This is a genomic window from Thermobispora bispora DSM 43833 (assembly GCF_000092645.1).
GTDB classification, from domain to species: domain Bacteria; phylum Actinomycetota; class Actinomycetes; order Streptosporangiales; family Streptosporangiaceae; genus Thermobispora; species Thermobispora bispora.
In genome coordinates, this window is the sequence record NC_014165.1 from 1,075,683 (window position 1) to 1,095,853 (window position 20,171).

The window sequence follows — 20,171 nt, forward strand, 5'->3', positions numbered from 1 at the left end:
TATGGGCGGGTTTCCGCCGTTCTCTCGGCCTCGCGAACGGACTTGACCTGCGATCCACGGCTGCCCCGCGCGGCCGCGGATGCGACCGAGCGGGGAGCGGCGGATCATACTCGCGTATGACCGGGGGAGACCAGACCCGTCTCGTACGCGTAGACGATGGCCTGAGCGCGGTCGCGCAGCCGGAGCTTGGCGAGGACCCGGCCGAGGTGGGTCTTCACCGTGGCCTCGGCGAGGTGGAGCCGCTCGGCGATCTCCTGGTTCGACAGCCCCTTGGCGACCAGGATGAGCACCTCCCGTTCCCGGGCGGTGAGCGCGTCCAGCTCCGGCCGCCCCGCCTGCCCATCGGGCAGGTGGGCGGCGAAGCGGTCGAGCAGCCGGCGGGTGGTGCTGGGCGCGACCACCGCGTCACCGGAGTGCACGACGCGGATCCCGTTGACCAGCTCGTTCGGCGGGACGTCCTTGAGCAGGAAACCGCTGGCGCCCGCCTTGATCGCGGCGAACGCGTACTCGTCCAGGTCGAACGTGGTGAGGATGAGCACCCTGGGCGCGCCGGGCGTCGCGCAGATCCGCCGGGTCGCCTCGACCCCGTCCATCCTGGGCATGCGCACGTCCATGAGGACCACGTCGGCCTCGACCTCGCCGAGCGCGTCGATGGCCGCCTGGCCGTCCCCCGCCTCGCCGACGACCTCGATGTCCGGCTGCGCGTTCAGGACCATCCGGAAGCCCGTCCGCACCAATTCCTGATCGTCGACGAGAAACACCCGGATCACCGCTGTCGCACTCCCCTTCCGCTGGTCATCGATCCGCGTTCCTCCCCTTCCGTGGCCGGCCCGGCGCCGGGCGCCGGCGCGGGAGGGATCCGCGCCGGGCGGGCCGCGTGACCGGGTCCGGTCACGGGCGCCGTGGCCACCGCGCCGCTCACTCCTGGCCCCCGACCGGGAACCGGGCGACCACCTGGAACCCGCCGCCCGGGCGCGGCCCGGCCGTCACGGTCCCGCCGTACATCGCCGCACGCTCCCGCATGCCGATCAACCCGTGCCCGCCCTCGGCCTGCGGCGCCGCCGCGCCGCGCCCGTCGTCGGTGATCCGCAGCACGATCTCGTCGGCGCCGTACGTCACCTCCACCGTGGCACGGGCGCCCGGCCCTCCGTGCTTGAGGGTGTTGGTGAGCGCCTCCTGGATGATGCGGTAGATGGCGAGCTGCTTGCCCTCGGGGAGGTCCTGCGGCGTCCCGTTGACCGTGAACTCCACCGGCAGCCCGGAGTCGTTGACCTGCTTGATCAGGTCGGTGAGCTGGTCGATGCCCGGCTGCGGGGCGTACTCCTCGGCCGGGTTGCCGGCGTCCTGCCGCAGCACCCCGACCAGCCGCCGCATCTCCGCGAGCGCCTGCCGGCCGGTCCGGGCCACGGCCTGCATGGCGAGGCGGGCCTGCTCCGGGTCGGTGTCGATGGCGTAGGCCGCCCCATCGGCCTGGACGATCATCACGCTGACGTTGTGCGCGACCACGTCGTGCAGCTCCCGGGCGATCCGCGCCCGCTCGGCGGCCGCCGCGATCCGCGCCTGCTGGTCCCGCTCCCGCTCGGCCCGCTCCGCCCGCTCCACCAGGCTCTCCACGTACCGCCGGCGGGTGTTGGCGTAGAGGCCGGCGAGCCAGATCGAGCTGACGAAGACCGACGAGGTGATGAACGCGGACCACGGCGAGGGCCGAGCGGAGTAGATGACGAGCACCAGGCCGAACTCGCAGATGAGCCAGGCCGCCACCGACCAGAGGCCGGCGCACTGCGCGGCCACGCTGTACAGGGCGATGAGGATGGCGAAGTTCCCCGGGAAGGCCATGACGCCGGCCAGCCATTGGACGAAGCAGGCCAGGGCGATGATGGCGAAGACCTCACGCGGGTGGCTCCGCCGCCACAGCAGCGGGAGGAACATCGCCGCGGTGAGCACGATCGCCGCGGGCCAGGGCGTCAGCCGATCGGCCGTGGCGAGGGAGAGCAGCGCGAGCGGCGCGAGGGTCAGGACGTCCAGGAGCCGCTGATGCCGCTGCCGCCACGCGCGTAGCCTGCCGAACACGTCCTCACTGTACGTACGGCGCCGCGGTGCGCCGTCGCCCCTGGGGCGGACGCCGGGGTGCGACTCAGGTCGCATGCGGCTACCGCGGTCCGCTTACACGGTTCTTACGCCCGCCCGCGCATGATTGCCGATCGGGTGCGCTTCATCGAAGCGGGGCAAAGGGGATCTGAATGTCAGATCGCGACGCTGGGCCGCACGGCAGTGGCGAGGCGCGCGGCCCGCGGCCGGAAGGCGATGATGCGCCGCTTCCCCCGGGGGAGGCGGCGGGCGCGGTGACCGGGCAGGGCACCGGAGCGGCACCGGGGCCCATGGGAGCGCCCGGGGCGTTCGCGCCGCCTCCCCCGCCTCCTCCTCCCGGACAGGCCTGGACCGCGGCGCACGCCATGCCGCCCGGGCCCGGCACGGCCGGCGCCTGGGGCGCGGGCCACGGCGGCCCGGCTCCGGGGCAGGGGGACGTGCGCTACGCCTACGGCCCCGGTGGCCCGGGGTGGACCGCCCCGGGGTGGGGTCCGCCGCCGAACCCGCCCAGGGGCGACCGGAGGCGGCTCATCGCCGTGGGCGTGGGCGGGCTGATCGTGGGGATGCTGCTCGGCGGCGGGGCGGTCGCGATCGCGGATGAGGTCTGGGATCGGGCCGAACGCGACCGGATCGGCTGGGTGCGCGGTCCGGGCGACGGGCCGCGCTGGGGCGGCCCGGGTGGCCGCTGGATGCTCGATGGGATCCGGTGATGCCGTACGGCGGGCCCGGAGCGGCTCGCGGCACCGGATGACGCCCGGCAGGTGACCGGCCGCCGGCCCTGCCAGGACGGCCGAGTGGGGTCGGCGAGATTCGAACTCGCGCTGTACGGTACCTAAAACCGTCGCCTCTGCCGGTTGGGCTACGACCCCTTTTCCCGTTAATCGCCTTAACCGAATCGGCCGTCGCGAGAACGACGGCCCGGCGGCGATAGGGAGACGTTTTCCCAGGTCGGCTGGGATCGAAATGACGCCCAGCCGATCACCTGGTCCATATTACAACCGCCCATGGGGAGGGCTTCCGGCCACTCCGGTCCTATTTCCGGGAGCGCGCGGAAAAGCGCCCGGCACCGCTGCGGGCGCCAGGGGCCCGGGGCCGGGGCGCACCCGGTCCGGCGCGGCCTCGGCCGCCCACGCGGCGTCCTCGAAGGCTGCGCGAGGCCCCGGCGACCGCAAGGCGGTCCTCCGGGGCGGGGACGGCGGTGCGGCGTCCGATGGCGGGCGGTGCCGGACGCGGGCGCGGCCGCCCGGCGCCGGAGCCGGCCCGGGCGAGGCCCGGCTCGCCCGCTCGGCCCAGCCCGGCCCTCCCCTCAGGCGAGGCCGAGCTCCTTCATCAGCCGGGCGACGTGGCCGGTGGCCTTCACGTTGTAGAGCGCCCGCTCCACCCGTCCGTCCCCGTCGATCACGAACGTGGAGCGGATCACGCCCTGCACGGTCCTGCCGTAGTTCTGCTTCTCGCCGTACGCCCCGTAGGCCTTGTGCACCACGAGGTCCGGGTCCGACAGCAGCGGGAAGGTGAGCCCGTCCCGTTCCCGGAACCGGCGCAGCCGCTCCGGCGTGTCCTTGGAGATCCCGAGCACCGCGTACCCCTTCTCGGTGAACACGCCGAGGTTGTCGCGGAAGTCGCACGCCTGCTTGGTGCACCCCGGGGTCATCGCGGCCGGGTAGAAATAGAGGATCACCCGCTTGCCGCGGAATGCGGCGAGCGAGACCTCCTCGCCGTCCGCGTCGGGCAGCGTGAAATCCGGCGCCGGATCGCCGGGCTGGAGCCTGCTCATCACGTCCTCCCATGTGGGGCCCGCGTCGGCGCGGGCACGCGTGAACAAACCTACCCGGCGCGCCCGCGGTGCGGGCCGTACCGGCGACCTGGCAGACTGATCACATTCGTCGACCACGGAGGGGGAGCGCATGGCGGAGGGCACCGACCCCGAGGAGCTGGAGCGGAGGATCGAGCGCACCCGGGAGGAGCTCGCCCGGACCATCGACGAGATCGTGGACCGGGTGAGCCCGAAGCGGGTGGCGCGGCGCAGCGTGGCCAAGGCCCGGGCCAACGCGGAGCGGATCATCGGCTCGGTCGGGGACTACCTGGGCACCGTCGTCGCCCCTCCCGCCGCGGGGGAGGCCGAGGGGGAGGCGGAGCCCTACCCGGCGCCGCGGGTGGCCCCCGTGCTCATCGGCGTCGGCGCGGTCATCGTCATCGGCGCCGCGATCGTGCTGCTGCGCCGGCGTCGGCGCCGCTGATCCGGCGCGGCCGGGGCCCGGAGGCCGGGCCGCCCGGGTGCCCGGCGCGGCCGGCCCCGCATCCGATCACAGGAACGTCTTGCCCTCGCCCCGGTAGGTGGGCACCTCGTCGACGATCCGGCCGCCCTCGATGAGGTAGAGGGTGGCGAAGCGCTCGCACAGCTCGCCGGCCTTGGCGTGCCGGAACCAGACGCGATCGCCGAGGCGCAGCCCGTCCGCGGCGGTCCCGATCAGCGGTGTCTGCACCTCGCCGGCGCCCTCGTTCTTGTCGTACCGCAGCCCGGCCGGGAGGTACGGCTGGGGCAGCCGGTCGGGGCCGGGCACCCCGGAGGCGAGGTAGCCGCCGCCGAGCACGGTCACCACCCCGGGGCCGGGCCGGCGGACCACCGGCAGCGCGAACAGGGCGGCCGGGCGGCCGGTGAAGCCGCGGTAGAAGTCGAACAGGCGGGGGTGGTAGAGCCCGGACCCCGCCCCGATCTCGGTGATCACCCGCTCGCGCGCCGTCTTCTCGATGCTCCCGGTGCCGCCGCCGTTGACGAACTCAAGGTCGGCGATGCGCCGTACCGCCTCGACGATCCGGCCGCGGCGCACGGTCAGCTCGCGCTGCGAGCGCGCCTGCATCCAGCGCACCGCCAGGCCGTACCAGCCGGGGACCTTGTCGCCCACCCCGGCGATCTGCGCCTCGTACGCCATCAGCCCCACGAGCCGGAGGTCTGGGCGCTTGACGATCTCGGCGGCGAGCGCGGCCGCCTCGGCGGGCTCGCGGACGGGCGACCGGAGGGCGCCGGCGCGGAACCGGCCGCCGCCCAGCTCGAAGCCGGCGTCGATGTCGAGGCAGACCCGGATCGGGTTCGGGAGCCGGAGGCCCTCGATCAGGTCGAGGTGCTCCCGGGAGTCGACCATCACGGTGATCTCCCGGGCGGCGTGCTCGTCGGAGCCCAGGGCCCGCAGCGCGGCCCGGTCCGCGGTGGGGTAGGCGACCAGCACGTCGCGGAACCCGGTGGACACCAGCCACAGCGCCTCGGGGAGGGTGAACGCCATGATCCCGGAGAAGCCGTCCATGGCGAGCACCCGTTCCAGCACGGCCCGGCAGCGGATCGACTTGCTCGCCACCCGGATCGGCTTGCCGCGCGCCCGCCGTACCATGCCGGCGGCGTTGGCCCGCAGCGCGTCCAGGTCGATCACGGCGAAGGGCGGTTCCAGATCGGCCGTCGCCCGGTCGAGGCGCTCTCGGACGTCCATGCCCGAAGCCTACTGCCGGCGGCCCGGAAAATCATGAGGGTCGTTCATCTCTGGCCCATCACCCCGGGTGGGCTCGCGGCAAGCCATCCGTCACCGCGATGCATTCGGCGAGGACCTGCACGGTCCGCTCATCACCCCTGGAGGGATCCCCGCCCAGCGAGCGCGCGGACGCCGGCGATCGGCCGTGCCTGAGCCGGCTCGACCACGGCCGGAGCGTCGAGCGGGCCGCGGCCGCTCCGGGTGCCCCGCCGCGCCGCGGGGCAAAATCTTGGGTTCGATCCGCCCATGATCGCGCAAGCGGGCGGCCGATCCGCCCATGGCGCGCGCCGGCCGTGTACGGATGGTTCCTGATCGCATGGAGGAGCCTGAGCGGTGCGAGGTGAACGGCTGGTGAGCATGGTCCAGGACATCTTCGGCGGGGTGCGCGCCGGGGAGGGTCTCGGACGCGGGAAGCCCGCGGCGAGCGGCACCGCGGTGGAGCGGCCGGCGGAGCCGCGCCCGGACGACCGGGCGGGCAGGCGCGCCGCGGCCGCACTCCGGCCGGTCCGGAGGCTCGCCGCCACCGCGGTGGCGGCGGCGCTCGCGGTCACCGGCTCGGCCCTCACCTTCGAGATCGCCGGGCTGCTCGCCGGATCGCCGGTCGCGGACTGGGGGCTCCACCGGGCCGCGGGGGCCGCGTTCGGGGACTCCGCGGTCGCCTGCGCCGCGATCTTCATGATCCTCGCGGGGATGGGGCTGCTCGCCCTCGCGCTGCTCCCGGGGCGGCCCCGCCTGGTGCCGCTCGCGCGGGGGGACGAGCGGACCGTCATCGGCCTCACCCGGGCCGGGCTGCGCCGCACGCTCGCCGCGGCGGCCGGGTCGGTCGACGGGGTACGGCGGGCCCGGGTGCGCATCCTCGCCCGGCGCATCGAGGTCGGCGTCGTCGTCGGCGACCGGCCGATCGGCCCGGTGCTGCACGAGGTGGGCGCCGCCGTCGGCGGCCTGCTCTCCGCGCTGCGCGTCTCCTTCACGCGAGAGGTGGTGGTCCGGCTGTGCCGGCGGAACGGCTGACCCTGCACCAGCGGCTCGGCCACCGGGCCGGCATCGCCGCGGTCGGCCTGGGCCTGGCCGCCCTCGGCGGTTACCTGCTCGCGGCCGGGCGGGAGCGGCCCGGCGATCGGGTCGTCGACCCCGCCGCCCTGGTCGAGGCGCCGCTCGTGGGCGCGGTCGCCGCGGTCATGGCCGCCCTGCTCACCGTGCTCGCCATCCGGTGGCTGGTGAGCGCGCTCGCCGACGCCCGGCTCGGGGCGCGCAGCCCGGTGGGGATCGCGATGCTGGGCGTCGCGCTGAAGGGGATCGAGGGCATCGCGCGCCTCCACGTCAGGATGGTGCCGAACCGCCGGATCCGGATCTCGGTGTCGCTGCGGCCGGGCGCCGACGTGGCCGCGGTGGTGTCCCGGCTGGAGGAGTCCGCGGTCTCACGCACGCGCAGCGCGGTTGGCGCCCCGCCGGACCTGCCGGCCTTGGTCCGCGTGCACGTCCGCCGCCGCTGACCGGGCTCCCACGGCGAGCCCGGCGGCGAGACAGGCGAGCGGCACCACGGGCACCACGTACCGGTGGTCGAAGGCGGCGATCAGCGGCGGGAGGAAGAGCAGCACCACCGCGGCCGCCCAGGGCAGCAGCACGCTCCACCGCCGCGCCACCACGCCGCCGAGCCCGATCAGCAGGATCACCGCGAGGATCGGGCCGCGCACGAAACCGTGCTCCTGGTAGGCACGCAGCCAGCCCGCGTACGGCTCGACCACCCGGGTCGCCCCGCTCGACCCCTGGTAGGCGGTGGTGAGCTCGGTGGCGGTACGGCCGGCCGAGGCGACCTTGTCGCTGAACGGCTTGACCGAGCGGGGGAAGACGTACGCGCTCTGCCACCCGCGCGAGGGGTAGACCCGGCGCTCCCACTCGAACGCCCAGAGGGCGTCGTGCAGGCCGGTGCGCAGGAAGTCGAGGGGCTGGCTGAGGATCGCGAGCCGGGCGAACTCCCCGGTGAGCCGCTCCCGGTCCTCGCCCTTGACCCGCTGGAGCGGGGAGCGGGAGTCCCAGATGTAGGCGGGGGCGGCGAGCCGCGGCTCGGACGGGCAGAGCACGGCGAGCTCGCGCGGAGGCCTCATCACCGAGCAGTCCGCGAACGTCATGGTCCGCGACCACAGCCAGACGTTGCTGCCGCCCAGCCCGAACGACCCGTGGGCGCTGCGGTACCAGACCGCGTAGCCGCCGAGCACCACGGCGGCCGCGGCCGCCCCGGCGAGCACCGGCCGCCAGCCCGCCCGGGCGATGAGCACCAGGGCGACCACGATCAGCGGCAGCCCGACCGTGCGGGTGATCGACGCGAGCCCGAGCAGGAACAGCGCCGCGCCGGCGAGCCACGCGGACGGCACCGGCCGCCAGACCAGCAGGGCGACCGCGGCGACGACCAGGGCCGAGAACAGCAGGTCGGCCATGATCAGGTGCTCGAGCTGCACCTGGTGCGCGTCGAGCAGCACCGGCGCCGCGGCGAGCGCGGCCGCCCACCCGGGCAGCCGGGTCCGGCGGCGCAGCACGGCGTAGATGCCGCAGGCGATGGCCAGGCCGAGCAGATGCTGGACCACGGTCACCACGGCCACGTCGCGCGCCGGGCTCAGCAGCCATAAGAACAGCGAGTAACCGGACGGCCGTGACGGGAGCGGGCGCAGGTCGAGCGCGGAGCTGAGGTAGGCGAACGAGTCCGCCCAGAACCACAGCGCCGGGCGGTAGCCGAGGACCGCCAGGCCGCGCAGCGTGACGCCGAGCGCCAGCACGACCAGGAAGGCCCGGTGCTCCCGGAGCACCCGCGCCGCATCGATGCGGAGTCCCCTGCTCACCGGGCATCACCTCGCCGGGCGCGCCGATGGCCACCGCCCGCGCCTCGCCCGCGGTGCCGCGCGGCGGAACGGCGGGGGAGGCTCCCGCCGTCCCCTGCCGAGGCGGTCATGGGCCCGGCGCCCGCGGTCTTCTCCCTCGCCATACCGGGGCGCCGAGGCCGGTCAGGACTGCCCGGAGATGTGCGCCTGGTACTCCTCGGCGGAGAGCAGGTCGTCCGGCATCTCCTCGACCCGGACCTTGAAGAGCCAGCCCTCGCCGTACGGGTCGGAGTTGAGCAGGGAGGGGTCGTCGAGCACCGCGGTGTTGATCTCCACCACCTCGCCGGTCACCGGCGAGAAGATGTCGTTGACCGACTTGGTGGACTCGACCTCGCCGACCGCGTCACCGGCCGTGACCGTGGAGCCGACCTCGGGCACCTGGACGTACACCACGTCGCCGAGCTGCTCGGTGGCGTACGCCGTGATGCCGACGGTCACGGTGACGCCGTCCTCCTGCTCAGCCACCCACTCGTGCTCTTTGGTGTAGCTCAGGTCCTCGGGAATGATGCTGCTCACTTGCTCCTCCTGTAGAAAGGCAGCTCAACGACATCGACCGGTTCCTGGCGGCCGCGGATGTCCACGGCGAGCTCTCCGCCTTCTTCCACGGCATCGGCGGACACGTAGGCCATCGCGATCGGCTTGCCGAGCCAGGGGGAGGGAGCGCCGCTCGTCACCTCTCCCACGACCCTTCCATCGCGGAGCACCGGGTAGCCGCTGCGGGGCACCCGGCGGCCGCGGGCCACCAGCCCGACGAGCCGGCGGGTCGGGCCGGTGTCGGCGGCGCGGGCGAGGGCGGCCCGGCCCACGAAGTCGCCGGGCTTGTCGAGCCGCACCACCCGGCCGAGGCCGGCGTCGTACGGCGTCAGCTCCGTGCTCAGCTCGTTGCCGTACAGCGGCATGCCCGCCTCCAACCGCAGCGTGTCCCGGGCGGCCAGGCCCACGGGCACCAGGCCGAGCTCGGTACCGGCCTCGGTGAGGGCCTGCCACGTCGCCACCGCGTCCTCGGCGCGGACGAACAGCTCGAAACCATCTTCCCCCGTGTACCCGGTCCGGGCGATCAGCGCGGGCGTCCCGGCGACCGTGCCGGAGCGGACGCCGTAGTAGGGGATCGGGGCCACGTCCGTGTCGGCGAGCTTCTGCAGGATCGCCACGCTGTTCGGCCCCTGGAGGGCGATGAGCGCGTACTCGGCGGATCGGTCCGTGACCTGGGCGTCGAAGGACCCGGCCCGTGCGGTCAGCTCCGCGGCGACCGTGGCGGTGTTCGCCGCGTTGGCGACGACGAGGTACTCGTCCCCGGCGAGCCGGTAGACGATCAGGTCGTCGATGATCCCGCCGTGCTCGTTGACGATCATCGTGTACCGGGCCCGGCCCTCGGCGAGGGCGCTCAGATGGCCGACGAGAGCGTAATCGAGCGCCTCGCCCGCCTGGGGCCCGGTCACGAAGATCTCTCCCATGTGGGAGAGATCGAACAGCCCGGCGGCCGTGCGCACCGCCCGGTGCTCCGCGGACTCGCTCCCGTAGCGGAGCGGCATCAGCCAGCCGGCGAAGTCGGTCAAAGTCGCGCCCAAGCGCTCATGCACCTCGCGCAAAGGGGTGGGTCGGGACATGGTCGCACCTCGGAAAGGACGGACGAAAGCATCCTCCCCCTCTGTCATCGGCGCCTGAGAGCTTCGCCCGTGTTTTAACGGACTTTCACCTTCGGCGGGACCCTGGGCGATCCCACCGGATCCGCTCCTGTTCGCGGTCGAGCGCCGACCACGCCAGGCCGGTCCCGCGGGACGCCGCCGCACGGCCCACTTTCCAGAGGACACCTAGCCCGCGCGGTCCTTTGCCTTGCGAGGTTCGCGGGGAGGGCTTGCTCCTTCAGGGGTCCTGACCGGCTGCCAGGACGCTCTCCCGCGCGGGGTCATCGGTGCGCTGCCAGCCTAGTGGACCGCATCCCGGCCTGTGATGTCCCCTGCCCATACCGTGGCCGGCCGGGCCGGGAGCGGGCCGGGCGCCGGGGATGCGGCCGGTGCGGGGGAATCGGCCGGGGCGCCGGGGTCCGTGGCCGGGCCCGCCCCGCCGGCCGGGGCGAGGTCCGGGCGGTCCGGTCCCGGCGTACGGCCGAGCATGGAGCACTCCGGTGCCCGGCGGTACGGCCGAGGGCCCGGCGGTCCCGTGCCCGCCGTACGGCCCGGTGGCCGCCCAGCGGTACGGCCCGGCGGCCCGGGCCTCCGCGACGCTCCGGGCGGCCAGGGGGTTCGGGTATCTCCGCGGCGGCATGTGGGTATTCGTCCCCCGGGACGATCATTCGGAAGGTTGGGTGGCCGCGGTGGAGACACGGGAGCATTTCGCGTTCCAGGAGGCCGCCGCCCGGGTGAAACGGGAGGCGGCGTGCCTCACCGGCGACCGGGTGCTCGCCGCCGAGGCGCGAACCGAGCGGGCCGAGGCCGAGCTCTGCCTCACGTGGCACGCCATCATCGAGACCGTGCGGCTGCTGCGCTTGCGTTACGGTGTGCGTGGCTAGCCGGCCGGGCACGCGGCCGGCGGAGCCTCCCCGGTCCGGCCCGTCAGATGAGGACCCCCAGCCGTGAGACCCTCCGCCGTCCATCTGCGGATCATCGAGGACACCGGCCGGGTGCGCGAGCGGTACGGCCTGCTGCTCGCCGGCGGGTACGCGCTGCAGGCCCACGGCTGCGCGGACCGGCGGGCCGACGACCTGTGCCTCGTGACCGCGCACCGGGCGCCGATCACCGAGCCCGCCGCGGCCATGGCCGCCGCCCTCCGGGAGCGGGGCCTTTCCGCCGAGCCCGAGGCCGGCGGCCCCCGGATGGCCCGGGTGCTCGTCACCGACGAGATCGCCGGGTGGTCGTGCGCGGTCGAGCTGTCCCGGGAGGACCTGCGGGACGCCCCGCTGGACGCCGGGGTCTGCCTGGTCGTGGGCCTGGACGACGCGGTGGGCCTCGCGGTGCGCGCCCTGCACGACCGTGGCCTGCCCCGGGACTTCATCGACGTGGCCGCGGCCGGTGACCGGTACGGCTTCCGCGACCTGGAGCGGCTCGGCGCGCGGCACGCGGACGAGTGGCGCACGGAGGAGCTGGTCCAGCGGCTGGAGACCGTCGATCAGCTCGCCGACGAGGCGTTCACCCGGTACGGCGTGGACGAGGAGCGGATCACCGCGATCCGGCGGTTCGCCTACGCCTGGGTGGAGGAGATCAAGCTGCGCCGGGTCGAGGACGGCGACATCGAGTTCGGCATGGACGTGCCCGAGGTGGACTGACCGGGGCCCGGCTTCGCCTGGCCGCGCCGCCGGCACGGCGACCGGCAGCGCCGCACGATCGCTCCCGCGACGGCCTCATCCGGCCGGGCCCGGGCGTCCCGGCGTCATCGCGTGGCTCTAGGGGTCATCGCGTCCGCCCGGCCGCGGTCGCGGGGCCGGAAGGAGTCAGCCCAGGCCGGCCCGGTGGCGGGAGCCGCCCGCCTGGCCGAGGCCGGGGCACCCGGTGACGGCGCACCGAGTGCCCCGCCTTCGGCCCGCGGTTTCCCGGGCATGGCCGCACGCGCGCTCGGTCCGCGGTGTGAAGGAGAGGTTACGCACCCGGAGCTTTCCCGGTTTCCGGTCGGGACAGCGGTCGGGCGCGGCAAAGGCTGAGTCCGGCTTCGCCAGGTGCCCGCGCGGCCGGGCGAGCACCGGACGCCGGCGCCCGCCGCTGGCGAGGCCGTCCGCCCTGGTGAGTGGCCGTGGTGAGGCCGTTCGCCGCGGTGACCCGGGCCGGGGCGCGCCGTCCGTCACGCCCGGCACGCCCCTAAGCTGGGATCATGCGGCCCACGGCTCTGATCACCGGCGCCTCCCGCGGGGTGGGGGAGGCGATCGCCCGCGCGCTCGCGCCCGGCCACGACCTCATCCTCGGCGGGCGGGACCGCGCCCGGCTGGAGCGGCTCTGCGGCGAGCTGGGCGCGCGCCCCTGGCCGGTCGAGCTCACCGCCGTCACCGAGGCGGACGTCGCCGGGATCGACCGGCTCGACGTGCTCGTGCACAGCGCGGGGATCGCGCGGCTCGGCCAGGTGGCCGACCTCCCGGCCGAGGCGTGGCGGGAGACGTTCGAGCTCAACGTGATCGCCGTGGCCGAGCTCACCCGCCTGCTGCTCCCGGCGCTCCGGGCGGCCGGAGGCCACGTGGTGCTGATCAACTCGGGCTCCGGGCAGCGCGCCGGCGCCGGCTGGGGGTGCTACGCGGCGAGCAAGTTCGCGCTGCGCGCCTTCGCCGACGCGCTCCGGCTGGAGGAGCAGCCGCACGGCGTGCGGGTCACCACGATCTACCCGGGCCGCATCGACACCGACATGCAGCGCGCGGTGCGCGCGCACGAGGGCGGGCCGTACGAGCCGGACAAGTACCTCAGCCCCGAGTCGGTGGCGCGGGCGGTGCTCGCCGCCCTCGAGGCGCCGCCGGACGCCCACATCACCGAGATCACCATCCGCCCGGCCGGCGGCCGGCTCAACTGATCACGCCGCCCGGCCCGGCGAGAGCCCCGATCGCGCCCGCCGGATCGCCCGCGCGGCGCCCGGCCCGCCCCGCGGCGCGCGGCCGGGCGCGAGGCCGATCCCCGGGCGCCGGAATCCCCGGGCCGTGCGTGGGGAGGATCCTCCTGGAGGAGGATCCGTGCACACGACCTACTGGTGTGAGATGGCGTGGCTCCCGGCCGGTGAGGTCGCGGAGAGCGTCGTCATCGAGGTCGAGGGCCGGCGGATCACGGACGTGCGGCCCGGCGCGCCCGCCCCTCCGGAGGCGGTGCGGCTGGCCGGGCTCACCCTCCCCGGGTTCGCCGACTGCCACTCGCACGTGTTCCAGCGGGCCCTGCGCGGGCGGACCCAGAACGAGCGGGGCGGGTTCTGGGGCTGGCGCGAGCGCATGTACCACCTCGCGGCCGCGCTCGACCCGGACACCCTCCCCGCCCTCGCCACCGCGGCCTTCGCCGAGATGGCGCTCGCCGGGATCACCTGCGTGGGGGAGTTCCACTACCTCCACCACGGGCCGGGCGGCGTGCCGTACGCGGACCCGAACGAGATGGGCCACGCGGTGATCCGCGCGGCGAAGGAGGCCGGGCTGCGGATCACCCTGCTCGACACCTGCTACCTCACCGGGGGAGTGGGCGCCCCGCTCACCGGCACCCAGGTCAGGTTCAGCGACCGCACCGTGGACCGCTGGGCGGCGCGGGCCGAGGACCTGGCCGCCCGCTACGCCGGGGACGAAGAGGTGGAGATCGGCGCCGCCATCCACTCCGTGCGCGCGGTCCCGCCCGAGCAGATGCCGGTCGTCGTCGAGTTCGCGCACCGGAACCACGCCCCGCTGCACATGCACGTCTCCGAGCAACGGGCGGAGAACGAGGCGTGCGTGGACGCCTACTCCGCCACGCCGGTCCAGGTGCTCCACGAGCACGGCGCGCTGGGGCCGCGGTCCACCGCGGTCCACGCCATCCACGTCTCCGACGTGGACATCGCCCTCCTCGGCGGCTCGTCCACGCACGTGTGCGCCTGCCGTACCACCGAGCGGGACCTCGCCGACGGGGTCGGCCCGCTGCGCGAGCTCTTCCTCGCCGGGTCGCCGCTCACGCTGGGCACGGACAGCAACGCGGTGGTCGACATGTTCGAGGAGGCCCGGGCGGTCGAGCTCGACGAGCGGCTGACCACCGGGGAGCGGGCGCGCTGGACCGCCGCGGAGCTGCTCACCGCGGCCACGGCCGCGGGCCACGCCTCGCTCGGGTTCCCCGACGCGGGGTGCCTCACCCCGGGGGCGTGGGCCGACCTCGTCGCGATCCGCCTCGACTCGGCCCGTACGGCCGGCGCGGCCGGGCCCTGGGCGGCGGAGACCGCGGTGTTCGCCGCGACCGCGGCCGACGTGCACACCGTGATCTCCGGCGGCCGCCGGATCGTCGAGGACGGCCGCCACGTGCTCGGCGACGTGGGCCGGCTCCTGCGGGAGGCGCTCGCCCGCCTCGGCTAGCCGTTCCCCGCGTCCCCCGGCGAAGTCCCGCGCATCCCCGTGTGCTTCGGCGGCGTCGCGCGGGAGCCGTTCCCCGCGCGCGGGCCGAGGCCGGCCGCGGTGACCCTTCCGTCGCGCTGCCCGGCCGCCCCACCCTTCCCGCGTACACCGCGAAGCTCCGCTTAACGGGACGTTTGCCGCGCATCCGCCGTGGCGAACATCGAAGGCGTGGGGCTAGCGGCATGACGGCGACGGTGTTCGACCACATCGGGCTGCTGTTCACGGCGGACCCGGAGCGTGAGGAGATCGAGAACGCGGCCCTGGTCGCCGAGGACGGCGTGGTCCGCTGGATCGGGCCGTCGTCCCGGGCGCCGGCCGCGGACGAGCGCGTCGACGCCGAGGGGCGCGCGGTCATCCCCGGCTTCGTCGACAGCCACACCCACCTCGTGTTCGCCGGCGACCGGACCGGCGAGTTCGTCGCCCGGATGGCGGGCGAGCCGTACACCGGGGGCGGGATCCACGACACCGTGGCCGCGACCCGGAAGGCCACCATCCCCGAGCTGGTCACGAACACGGCCTTCCTGGTCGCCGAGATGGCCGAGCAGGGCACCACCACCGTCGAGATCAAGAGCGGGTACGGGCTCACCGTCGAGGACGAGCGCCGCTGCCTGGAGATCGCCCGGCAGTTCACCGAGGAGACGACCTTCCTCGGAGCCCACGTGGTGCCGCGGGGGATGAGCGCGGACGAGTACGTCCGCCTGGTGGCCGGCCCCATGCTCGAGGCCTGCCTGCCGTTCGCCAAGTGGGTGGACGTGTTCTGCGAGCGCGGCGCGTTCGACGAGGACCAGGCGAGGCAGGTGCTCGCCGCCGGGATCAAGGCCGGCCTGCAGGCGCGGGTGCACGCCAACCAGCTCGGGGAGGGCCCCGGGGTGCGGCTCGCCTGCGAGATGGGCGCGGCCTCGGCCGACCACTGCACCTATCTCACCGACGCCGACATCGCCGCGCTCGCCGACAGCGGGGTGGTCGCCACCCTGCTGCCCGGCGCCGAGTTCGCCACCCGCTCGCCGTACCCGGACGCGCGGCGGCTGATCGACGCCGGGGTGACCGTGGCCATCGCCACCGACTGCAACCCGGGCTCGTCGTTCACCACCTCGATGCCGTTCTGCGTGGCGCTCGCGGTCCGGTACATGGGGATGACCCCCGCGGAGGCGGTGCGCGCGGCCACGCTCGGCGGCGCCAAGGCGCTGCGCCGGACCGACGTGGGCATGCTCCGCGTGGGAACCCGCGCCGACCTGGTGATCCTCGACGCGCCGTCCTACGTCCACCTCGCCTACCGGCCGGGGGTTCCGCTCATCGCACAGGTATGGCGGGGCGGCCGGCGGATCGTGTGAGGAAGATCTCTGCGATCTCCACCGCGCGAGATCACACCGAACGCGGATTTTCCGCAGATCGCATCCTCCTTGGGGAGGAAGAAAGAACCATTCCGCGGTCGTATCGATTTCTGGAATCTTTACCCGGTGCCCGACCGTTGTCGGATCAGAACCGAGAAGTCGGGGGAGCCCGCGCCGAGCGTCGTGGTTCCCGGATCGGCTTCACCGACGGCGTGGCGGAAGAGGAGCCAAATGGCGACGGGGAATCTGACGCAGGACCAGGCCACCTCCGAGCGGGACCTTTTGGGGACCTACCTGGCCGAGATCGGGCGGGTTCCCTTGCTGACCGCCGAGGAGGAGGTGGAACTGGCCAAGCGCATCGAGGCCGGTCTCTTCGCGGAGTACCTGCTCGACAGCGCGTTGACCGAGCCGAGGATCGGGGACGCGACCGACGAGGAGCTGGAGCGGATCGCCATCTCAGGGCGGCGGGCCAAGGACGAGTTCATCAAGGCCAACCTCCGGCTGGTGGTCGCCGTGGCGCGGAAGTACGCGGGCCGGGGCATGCCCCTGATCGACCTCGTCCAAGAGGGCAACGTCGGCCTGGTGCGGGCGGTGGAGAAGTTCGACTACCGGCGGGGGTACAAGTTCTCCACCTACGCGACCTGGTGGATCCGGCAGGCCGTGGGGCGCTCGATCCACGAGCAGGGACGGCCGGTCCGGCTCCCCACCCACGCCGGTGAGCAGATGACCAGGCTGATGCGGGTCCGCCGGGACATCCTCGCCGAGCAGGAGATGGAGCCGTCCGACGAGGAGCTCGCCGACGTCCTCGACATGCCGATCGAACGGGTGCGGGAGCTGCGGCGCTGGGCGTCCGACCCGGTCTCCCTCCAGCTCGGCGTCGGTGAGGAGGACGAGACCGAGCTGGGCGACATGATCGCGGACGACGCGTGGGCCGACCCCGAGCAGCAGGCCATCGACACGCTGGACAAGGAGCGGCTGGAACGGTGGCTCACCGACCTGGACGGCCGGCTCAGCGAGATGCTCCGCTGGCGCTACGGCCTGGTCGACGGCAAGGAGCACACCCTCACCGAGGTGGGGGAGCGGTACGGCATCGGCCGGGACCGGGCCCGGCGGATGGAGCGCGACGCCCTCCGGCACCTGCGCAAGATGGCCACGGCGGCCGCGTGAGCCGTACCACCGCCCGCGCGCGACCTCGTGCGCGCCGTGCCGCCGGGCCCGCCCGGCCACGCGGGTGAGCCCGCACCGGCGTCCGGGCGGCCTCCCGCGTGAGCCGTACCGCGCCGGGCGGCCCGCCGGGGACCGGTCGCCGCGCGGCCGGTGCCGCTGAGCCGGACCGCGTGCCGCTGAGCCGGACCGCGTGCCGCTGAGCCGGACCTCGCGCCGCCGCGCCGGGCCGTCCCCGCTGTCGCGCCGGACCATCCCCCGCCCGGCCGTCCGGCGGCTTCTCGCCGACCGCCGGCCGGCCGATTTTTCGATAACCGGGCATTCCATTACGCGCACCCCGGCCCCGGGCGTGCGCGTTTCCATATCACCGTGAATTCCGGCGTGCAGGCTGTGAAACACGACCGAAAAGATCGGCCTGCGGATTTTACCGGTGCGAAACGCCGTGATCCGCGCGCTGAAACTCCTGGCGATCAAGCTTTCGCAATGACTGCGCCAGCCGGCCGATTGTCTCCGGGGCGACGCCGCTCGCGGGAGAGAACGGCCATAGCCATCGCCTAGGAGGGGTCGCATCGGATGAAGATCGATAGCGGCACTACAGCCTGGATGATCACAGCGACGGCACTCGTGCTGCTCATGACGCCCGGGCTCGCCTTCTTCTACGGGGGCATGACGAGGGCGAAGAGCGTCCTCAACATGATGATGATGTCGTTCGTAAGCATCATCACCGTGAGCATCATCTGGATGCTCTACGGATACTCCCTCGCCTTCACCAGCAACAGCAACGAAGCCCTCGACAGCTTCATCGGCGGGTTCGGCGCGCTGGGGCTGCAGAGCGTCGTCGACACGGCCACGGCGGACGACGGCACCGGGATGCCGACGCTCGTCTTCTCGGCGTTCCAGCTCACCTTCGCGATCATCACGGTGGCCCTGATCAGCGGCTCCATCGCCGACCGGGCCAAGTTCGGCGCGTGGGTGGTCTTCACGATCGCCTGGGCGACCCTGGTCTACTTCCCGGTGGCCCACTGGGTGTGGGGCGGCGGCTGGCTCGGCGATCTCGGCATCGAGGACTTCGCCGGCGGCACCGTGGTCCACGTGAACGCCGGTGCGGCCGGTCTCGCCCTCGCGCTCGTGCTCGGCAAGCGGACCGGCTGGCCGAGGGAGCCGATGCGCCCGCACAACCTCCCCCTCGTGCTGCTCGGTGCGACCCTGCTGTGGTTCGGCTGGTTCGGGTTCAACGCGGGTTCTGAGCTCGCCGTCGACGGCATCACCGGGCTGGCCTTCATGAACACGCAGGTCGCCACCGCCGCGGCGGCCGGCTCCTGGATCCTCGTCGAGAAGCTGCGCGACGGCCACTCGACCACGCTCGGCCTCGCCTCCGGCGCGGTCTCCGGCCTCGTCGCCATCACCCCCGCGTGCGGTTTCATCGACCCGTGGGCCTCGCTCGTGCTCGGCGCCATCGCCGGTGCGGCCAGCGCCTACGCGGTCCGGCTCAAGTACCGGTTCGGCTACGACGACTCGCTCGACGTCGTCGGCGTCCACCTGGTGGCCGGTGCGATCGGCGCCGTGGCGCTCGGCTTCTTCGCCGCCTACCCGGCCGTGGATCCGCAGGGCACCGGCCTGTTCTACGGCGGCGGGTTCGCCCAGCTCGGCAAGCAGGCGCTCGGACCGGTCGTGGTCGGGCTCTACTCCTTCGTCCTCGCCTGGGTGATCGGGAAGATCATCGACAAGACGATGGGCTTCCGGGTCTCCGTCGAGGCCGAGACCACCGGCGTCGACGTCACCACCCACGCCGAGACCGGTTACGACCTGGGGACCATCCCCACCTCCTCCACCACCCCGGCGGCATCGGCTGACGGCCGGGCGGCCGCCACGGCCGAAAGGGTCAGCGCATGAAACTCGTCACCGCGATCATCAAGCCGAGCAAGCTGGACGACGTGAAGGCCGCCTTAGGGCAGTTCGGAGTCAAGGGCCTGACGGTCTCCGAGGCGAAGGGGTACGGCAGACAGCGTGGCCAGACGGAGGTCTACCGCGGTGCGGAGTACCCGGTGCACCTCGTTCCGAAGGTCCGGGTGGAGGTGCTGACGGCCGACGAGGACGCCGGGGACGTCATCGAGGTGATCGCCAAGGCGGCCCAGACCGGGCAGATCGGTGATGGCAAGGTGTGGTCCGTCCCGGTGGACACGGTCGTCCGCGTCCGTACGGGTGAGCGTGGAGTGGACGCTCTCTAGCCCGTACCCGGCCCGTGGGGGTGCGGCCCACTCGGGCCGCACCCCCACCCACTTCATCGCCCGAGGTCACCGGAGGGCGGCGCCGGTCCGGCGCCGCCCTTCTGCTGTGCGGATGGCGGGATGGGCGGTCCTCCCGGAGCAGCGGACCAAGCCGAGCGCCTTCTCCCGCGCGGGGAGCGGGATGGGCGCCCGTACGAGCGCGTGCACGGGTGGGAAGCGGCGCCGCGCTTTCCGGATCCGGGCGCCCGGGCGCGCCTGCGCGGTTCCCCGGGTGGCGCCCCGGCGTGGATCGTCCGCCGTCCTCCCGTACGGCCGCCGCGGTGGCGAGGGGCGCGGCCACCTGAAGCCGGTCCGGGCCGGCCGCAGACGCCGGCCACGGCACGCCGTCGCCGGGCGATCCGGCGGACCATGATCGCCCCGGCCGGCGCGGAGATCGGGCGGCGGCGGGCCCGCGCGGCGACCTGAGACGCGGGTGAGCGCCCGCCCGCGGTGCGCCCGCAGGGCCGCGGTGCCGTACACCCGGGGCGCGCTGCCCCGGCAGTCGGGGCATTCCGGCGGTGCGGGCGTCAGGCCTTCCCGAGGACTGCGGCGGGTGCTGCGGCGAATGCGGCCGCCAGGGCCCGTGGTGCGGGATGCGGTGGGCGTCAGGCCTGCTGAGGCGTGCGGTGGCCGCCCCTGGCTTCCGAAGCGGCGCGGGCCCGCCGCGGCCGGCGGCCCGGCGGGAATCCCGGAGGCGGTCGTGATCTCGAATGTCATTCGGATTAAGGCCGGGATGAAACTTTCACCGCCGTGGGCGTCGCACCTAACGGCCGGGCCTGCCCGGAGCGAGCCGCTCGGGCCCGGATCACCTGCGCGCGGCCGCCGCCGGCTCCGCCGTACCCGGCGGCGCCTCCGCGGAAAGCGACACCCGCCGGAGCGGGCGATGGTGGCAGGTGGTAAGGGAGTGA

At 74.3% G+C, this 20,171-nt stretch carries 19 protein-coding genes, 1 tRNA gene and 1 riboswitch; of the genes, 12 read left to right on the forward strand and 8 right to left on the reverse strand.

Annotation, left to right across the window (positions count from 1 at the left end):
• Nucleotides 1–104: 104 nt before the first annotated feature.
• Both TBIS_RS04740 and TBIS_RS04745 read right to left on the reverse strand, forming a co-directional pair.
• Entirely contained in the window at nucleotides 105–770 is a 666-nt protein-coding gene (locus TBIS_RS04740) for a response regulator transcription factor (RefSeq protein ID WP_013131207.1), read from the reverse strand.
• A 148-nt stretch (nucleotides 771–918) separates the two neighbouring features.
• The gene (locus TBIS_RS04745) at nucleotides 919–2,070 is read right to left on the reverse strand and encodes a sensor histidine kinase (protein WP_041431198.1); all 1,152 of its coding nucleotides are present in this window, start codon (nucleotides 2,068–2,070) and stop codon (nucleotides 919–921) included.
• A 455-nt stretch (nucleotides 2,071–2,525) separates the two neighbouring features.
• Between TBIS_RS04745 and TBIS_RS04750 the strand changes: the two genes are divergently transcribed.
• Complete coding sequence (locus tag TBIS_RS04750) at nucleotides 2,526–2,798, forward strand: hypothetical protein (RefSeq protein ID WP_148231456.1); 273 nt, start codon at nucleotides 2,526–2,528, stop codon at nucleotides 2,796–2,798.
• Nucleotides 2,799–2,883: 85 nt separating this feature from the next.
• On the opposite strand, the gene TBIS_RS04755 is transcribed toward TBIS_RS04750, so the two are convergent.
• Nucleotides 2,884–2,957: transfer RNA gene (locus TBIS_RS04755), tRNA-Leu, on the reverse strand.
• Nucleotides 2,958–3,394: 437 nt separating this feature from the next.
• Nucleotides 3,395–3,862, reverse strand: a complete 468-nt coding sequence (bcp, locus tag TBIS_RS04760; protein WP_013131210.1) for a thioredoxin-dependent thiol peroxidase — start codon at nucleotides 3,860–3,862, stop codon at nucleotides 3,395–3,397.
• A gap of 130 nt (nucleotides 3,863–3,992) precedes the next feature.
• Here bcp and TBIS_RS04765 point away from each other — a divergent pair, with 130 nt between their 5' ends.
• Complete coding sequence (locus TBIS_RS04765) at nucleotides 3,993–4,325, forward strand: DUF3618 domain-containing protein (RefSeq protein WP_013131211.1); 333 nt, start codon at nucleotides 3,993–3,995, stop codon at nucleotides 4,323–4,325.
• A gap of 66 nt (nucleotides 4,326–4,391) precedes the next feature.
• On the opposite strand, the gene TBIS_RS04770 is transcribed toward TBIS_RS04765, so the two are convergent.
• Nucleotides 4,392–5,567 (reverse strand): amino acid deaminase/aldolase, encoded by a 1,176-nt coding sequence (locus TBIS_RS04770; protein WP_013131212.1) that lies wholly within the window; start codon nucleotides 5,565–5,567, stop codon nucleotides 4,392–4,394.
• 372 nt (nucleotides 5,568–5,939) lie between these two features.
• Between TBIS_RS04770 and TBIS_RS18060 the strand changes: the two genes are divergently transcribed.
• Entirely contained in the window at nucleotides 5,940–6,617 is a 678-nt protein-coding gene (locus tag TBIS_RS18060) for a DUF6286 domain-containing protein (protein WP_013131213.1), read from the forward strand.
• Nucleotides 6,599–7,099: a hypothetical protein gene (locus tag TBIS_RS04780; RefSeq protein WP_013131214.1), complete on the forward strand. Its 501-nt coding sequence runs from the start codon at nucleotides 6,599–6,601 to the stop codon at nucleotides 7,097–7,099. The genes TBIS_RS18060 and TBIS_RS04780 overlap by 19 nt, the downstream gene beginning before the upstream one ends.
• Here TBIS_RS04780 and TBIS_RS04785 read toward each other — a convergent pair.
• The 3 genes from TBIS_RS04785 to gcvT all read right to left on the reverse strand — a co-directional run bounded on the left by TBIS_RS04785 (nucleotide 7,025) and on the right by gcvT (nucleotide 10,086).
• Nucleotides 7,025–8,440 (reverse strand): hypothetical protein, encoded by a 1,416-nt coding sequence (locus tag TBIS_RS04785; protein WP_013131215.1) that lies wholly within the window; start codon nucleotides 8,438–8,440, stop codon nucleotides 7,025–7,027. The two genes, TBIS_RS04780 and TBIS_RS04785, sit on opposite strands and share 75 nt — an antisense overlap.
• 162 nt (nucleotides 8,441–8,602) lie before the next feature.
• A complete protein-coding gene (gcvH, locus tag TBIS_RS04790) occupies nucleotides 8,603–8,995 on the reverse strand; it encodes a glycine cleavage system protein GcvH (protein WP_013131216.1) in 393 nt (130 codons plus the stop codon).
• Nucleotides 8,992–10,086 (reverse strand): glycine cleavage system aminomethyltransferase GcvT, encoded by a 1,095-nt coding sequence (gene gcvT / locus TBIS_RS04795; RefSeq protein ID WP_013131217.1) that lies wholly within the window; start codon nucleotides 10,084–10,086, stop codon nucleotides 8,992–8,994. Before gcvT ends, gcvH begins: the two co-directional genes overlap by 4 nt.
• Before the next feature lie 204 nt (nucleotides 10,087–10,290).
• Nucleotides 10,291–10,388: riboswitch (glycine riboswitch) on the reverse strand.
• A gap of 405 nt (nucleotides 10,389–10,793) precedes the next feature.
• Here gcvT and TBIS_RS18975 point away from each other — a divergent pair.
• From TBIS_RS18975 to TBIS_RS04835, 8 genes are all read left to right on the forward strand, one after another.
• Complete coding sequence (locus TBIS_RS18975; protein WP_148231457.1) at nucleotides 10,794–10,988, forward strand: hypothetical protein; 195 nt, start codon at nucleotides 10,794–10,796, stop codon at nucleotides 10,986–10,988.
• 63 nt (nucleotides 10,989–11,051) lie between these two features.
• The gene (locus TBIS_RS04805; RefSeq protein ID WP_013131219.1) at nucleotides 11,052–11,741 is read left to right on the forward strand and encodes a hypothetical protein; all 690 of its coding nucleotides are present in this window, start codon (nucleotides 11,052–11,054) and stop codon (nucleotides 11,739–11,741) included.
• 539 nt (nucleotides 11,742–12,280) lie between these two features.
• Nucleotides 12,281–12,964, forward strand: coding sequence for an SDR family oxidoreductase (locus TBIS_RS04810; protein WP_013131220.1), 684 nt, complete (start codon nucleotides 12,281–12,283; stop codon nucleotides 12,962–12,964).
• A 157-nt stretch (nucleotides 12,965–13,121) separates the two neighbouring features.
• A complete protein-coding gene (locus tag TBIS_RS04815; protein ID WP_013131221.1) occupies nucleotides 13,122–14,462 on the forward strand; it encodes a formimidoylglutamate deiminase in 1,341 nt (446 codons plus the stop codon).
• A 221-nt stretch (nucleotides 14,463–14,683) separates the two neighbouring features.
• Nucleotides 14,684–15,832 (forward strand): imidazolonepropionase, encoded by a 1,149-nt coding sequence (gene hutI, locus TBIS_RS04820; protein WP_013131222.1) that lies wholly within the window; start codon nucleotides 14,684–14,686, stop codon nucleotides 15,830–15,832.
• Nucleotides 15,833–16,063: 231 nt separating this feature from the next.
• Entirely contained in the window at nucleotides 16,064–16,999 is a 936-nt protein-coding gene (locus TBIS_RS04825) for a sigma-70 family RNA polymerase sigma factor (RefSeq protein ID WP_013131223.1), read from the forward strand.
• Between the two features lie 570 nt (nucleotides 17,000–17,569).
• The gene (locus TBIS_RS04830; RefSeq protein WP_013131224.1) at nucleotides 17,570–18,889 is read left to right on the forward strand and encodes an ammonium transporter; all 1,320 of its coding nucleotides are present in this window, start codon (nucleotides 17,570–17,572) and stop codon (nucleotides 18,887–18,889) included.
• Complete coding sequence (locus TBIS_RS04835) at nucleotides 18,886–19,224, forward strand: P-II family nitrogen regulator (protein ID WP_013131225.1); 339 nt, start codon at nucleotides 18,886–18,888, stop codon at nucleotides 19,222–19,224. The genes TBIS_RS04830 and TBIS_RS04835 overlap by 4 nt, the downstream gene beginning before the upstream one ends.
• Nucleotides 19,225–20,171: the final 947 nt, after the last annotated feature.

Coding starts and splice junctions, on each gene's coding strand:
- TBIS_RS04770 (WP_013131212.1), bottom strand. CDS start 5,567: ATGGACGTCCGAGAGCGCCTCGACCGGGCGACGGCCGATCTGGAACCG.
- bcp (WP_013131210.1), bottom strand. CDS start 3,862: ATGAGCAGGCTCCAGCCCGGCGATCCGGCGCCGGATTTCACGCTGCCC.
- gcvT (WP_013131217.1), bottom strand. CDS start 10,086: ATGTCCCGACCCACCCCTTTGCGCGAGGTGCATGAGCGCTTGGGCGCG.
- TBIS_RS04765 (WP_013131211.1), top strand. CDS start 3,993: ATGGCGGAGGGCACCGACCCCGAGGAGCTGGAGCGGAGGATCGAGCGC.
- hutI (WP_013131222.1), top strand. CDS start 14,684: ATGACGGCGACGGTGTTCGACCACATCGGGCTGCTGTTCACGGCGGAC.
- TBIS_RS04830 (WP_013131224.1), top strand. CDS start 17,570: ATGAAGATCGATAGCGGCACTACAGCCTGGATGATCACAGCGACGGCA.
- TBIS_RS04810 (WP_013131220.1), top strand. CDS start 12,281: ATGCGGCCCACGGCTCTGATCACCGGCGCCTCCCGCGGGGTGGGGGAG.
- TBIS_RS04835 (WP_013131225.1), top strand. CDS start 18,886: ATGAAACTCGTCACCGCGATCATCAAGCCGAGCAAGCTGGACGACGTG.
- TBIS_RS04825 (WP_013131223.1), top strand. CDS start 16,064: ATGGCGACGGGGAATCTGACGCAGGACCAGGCCACCTCCGAGCGGGAC.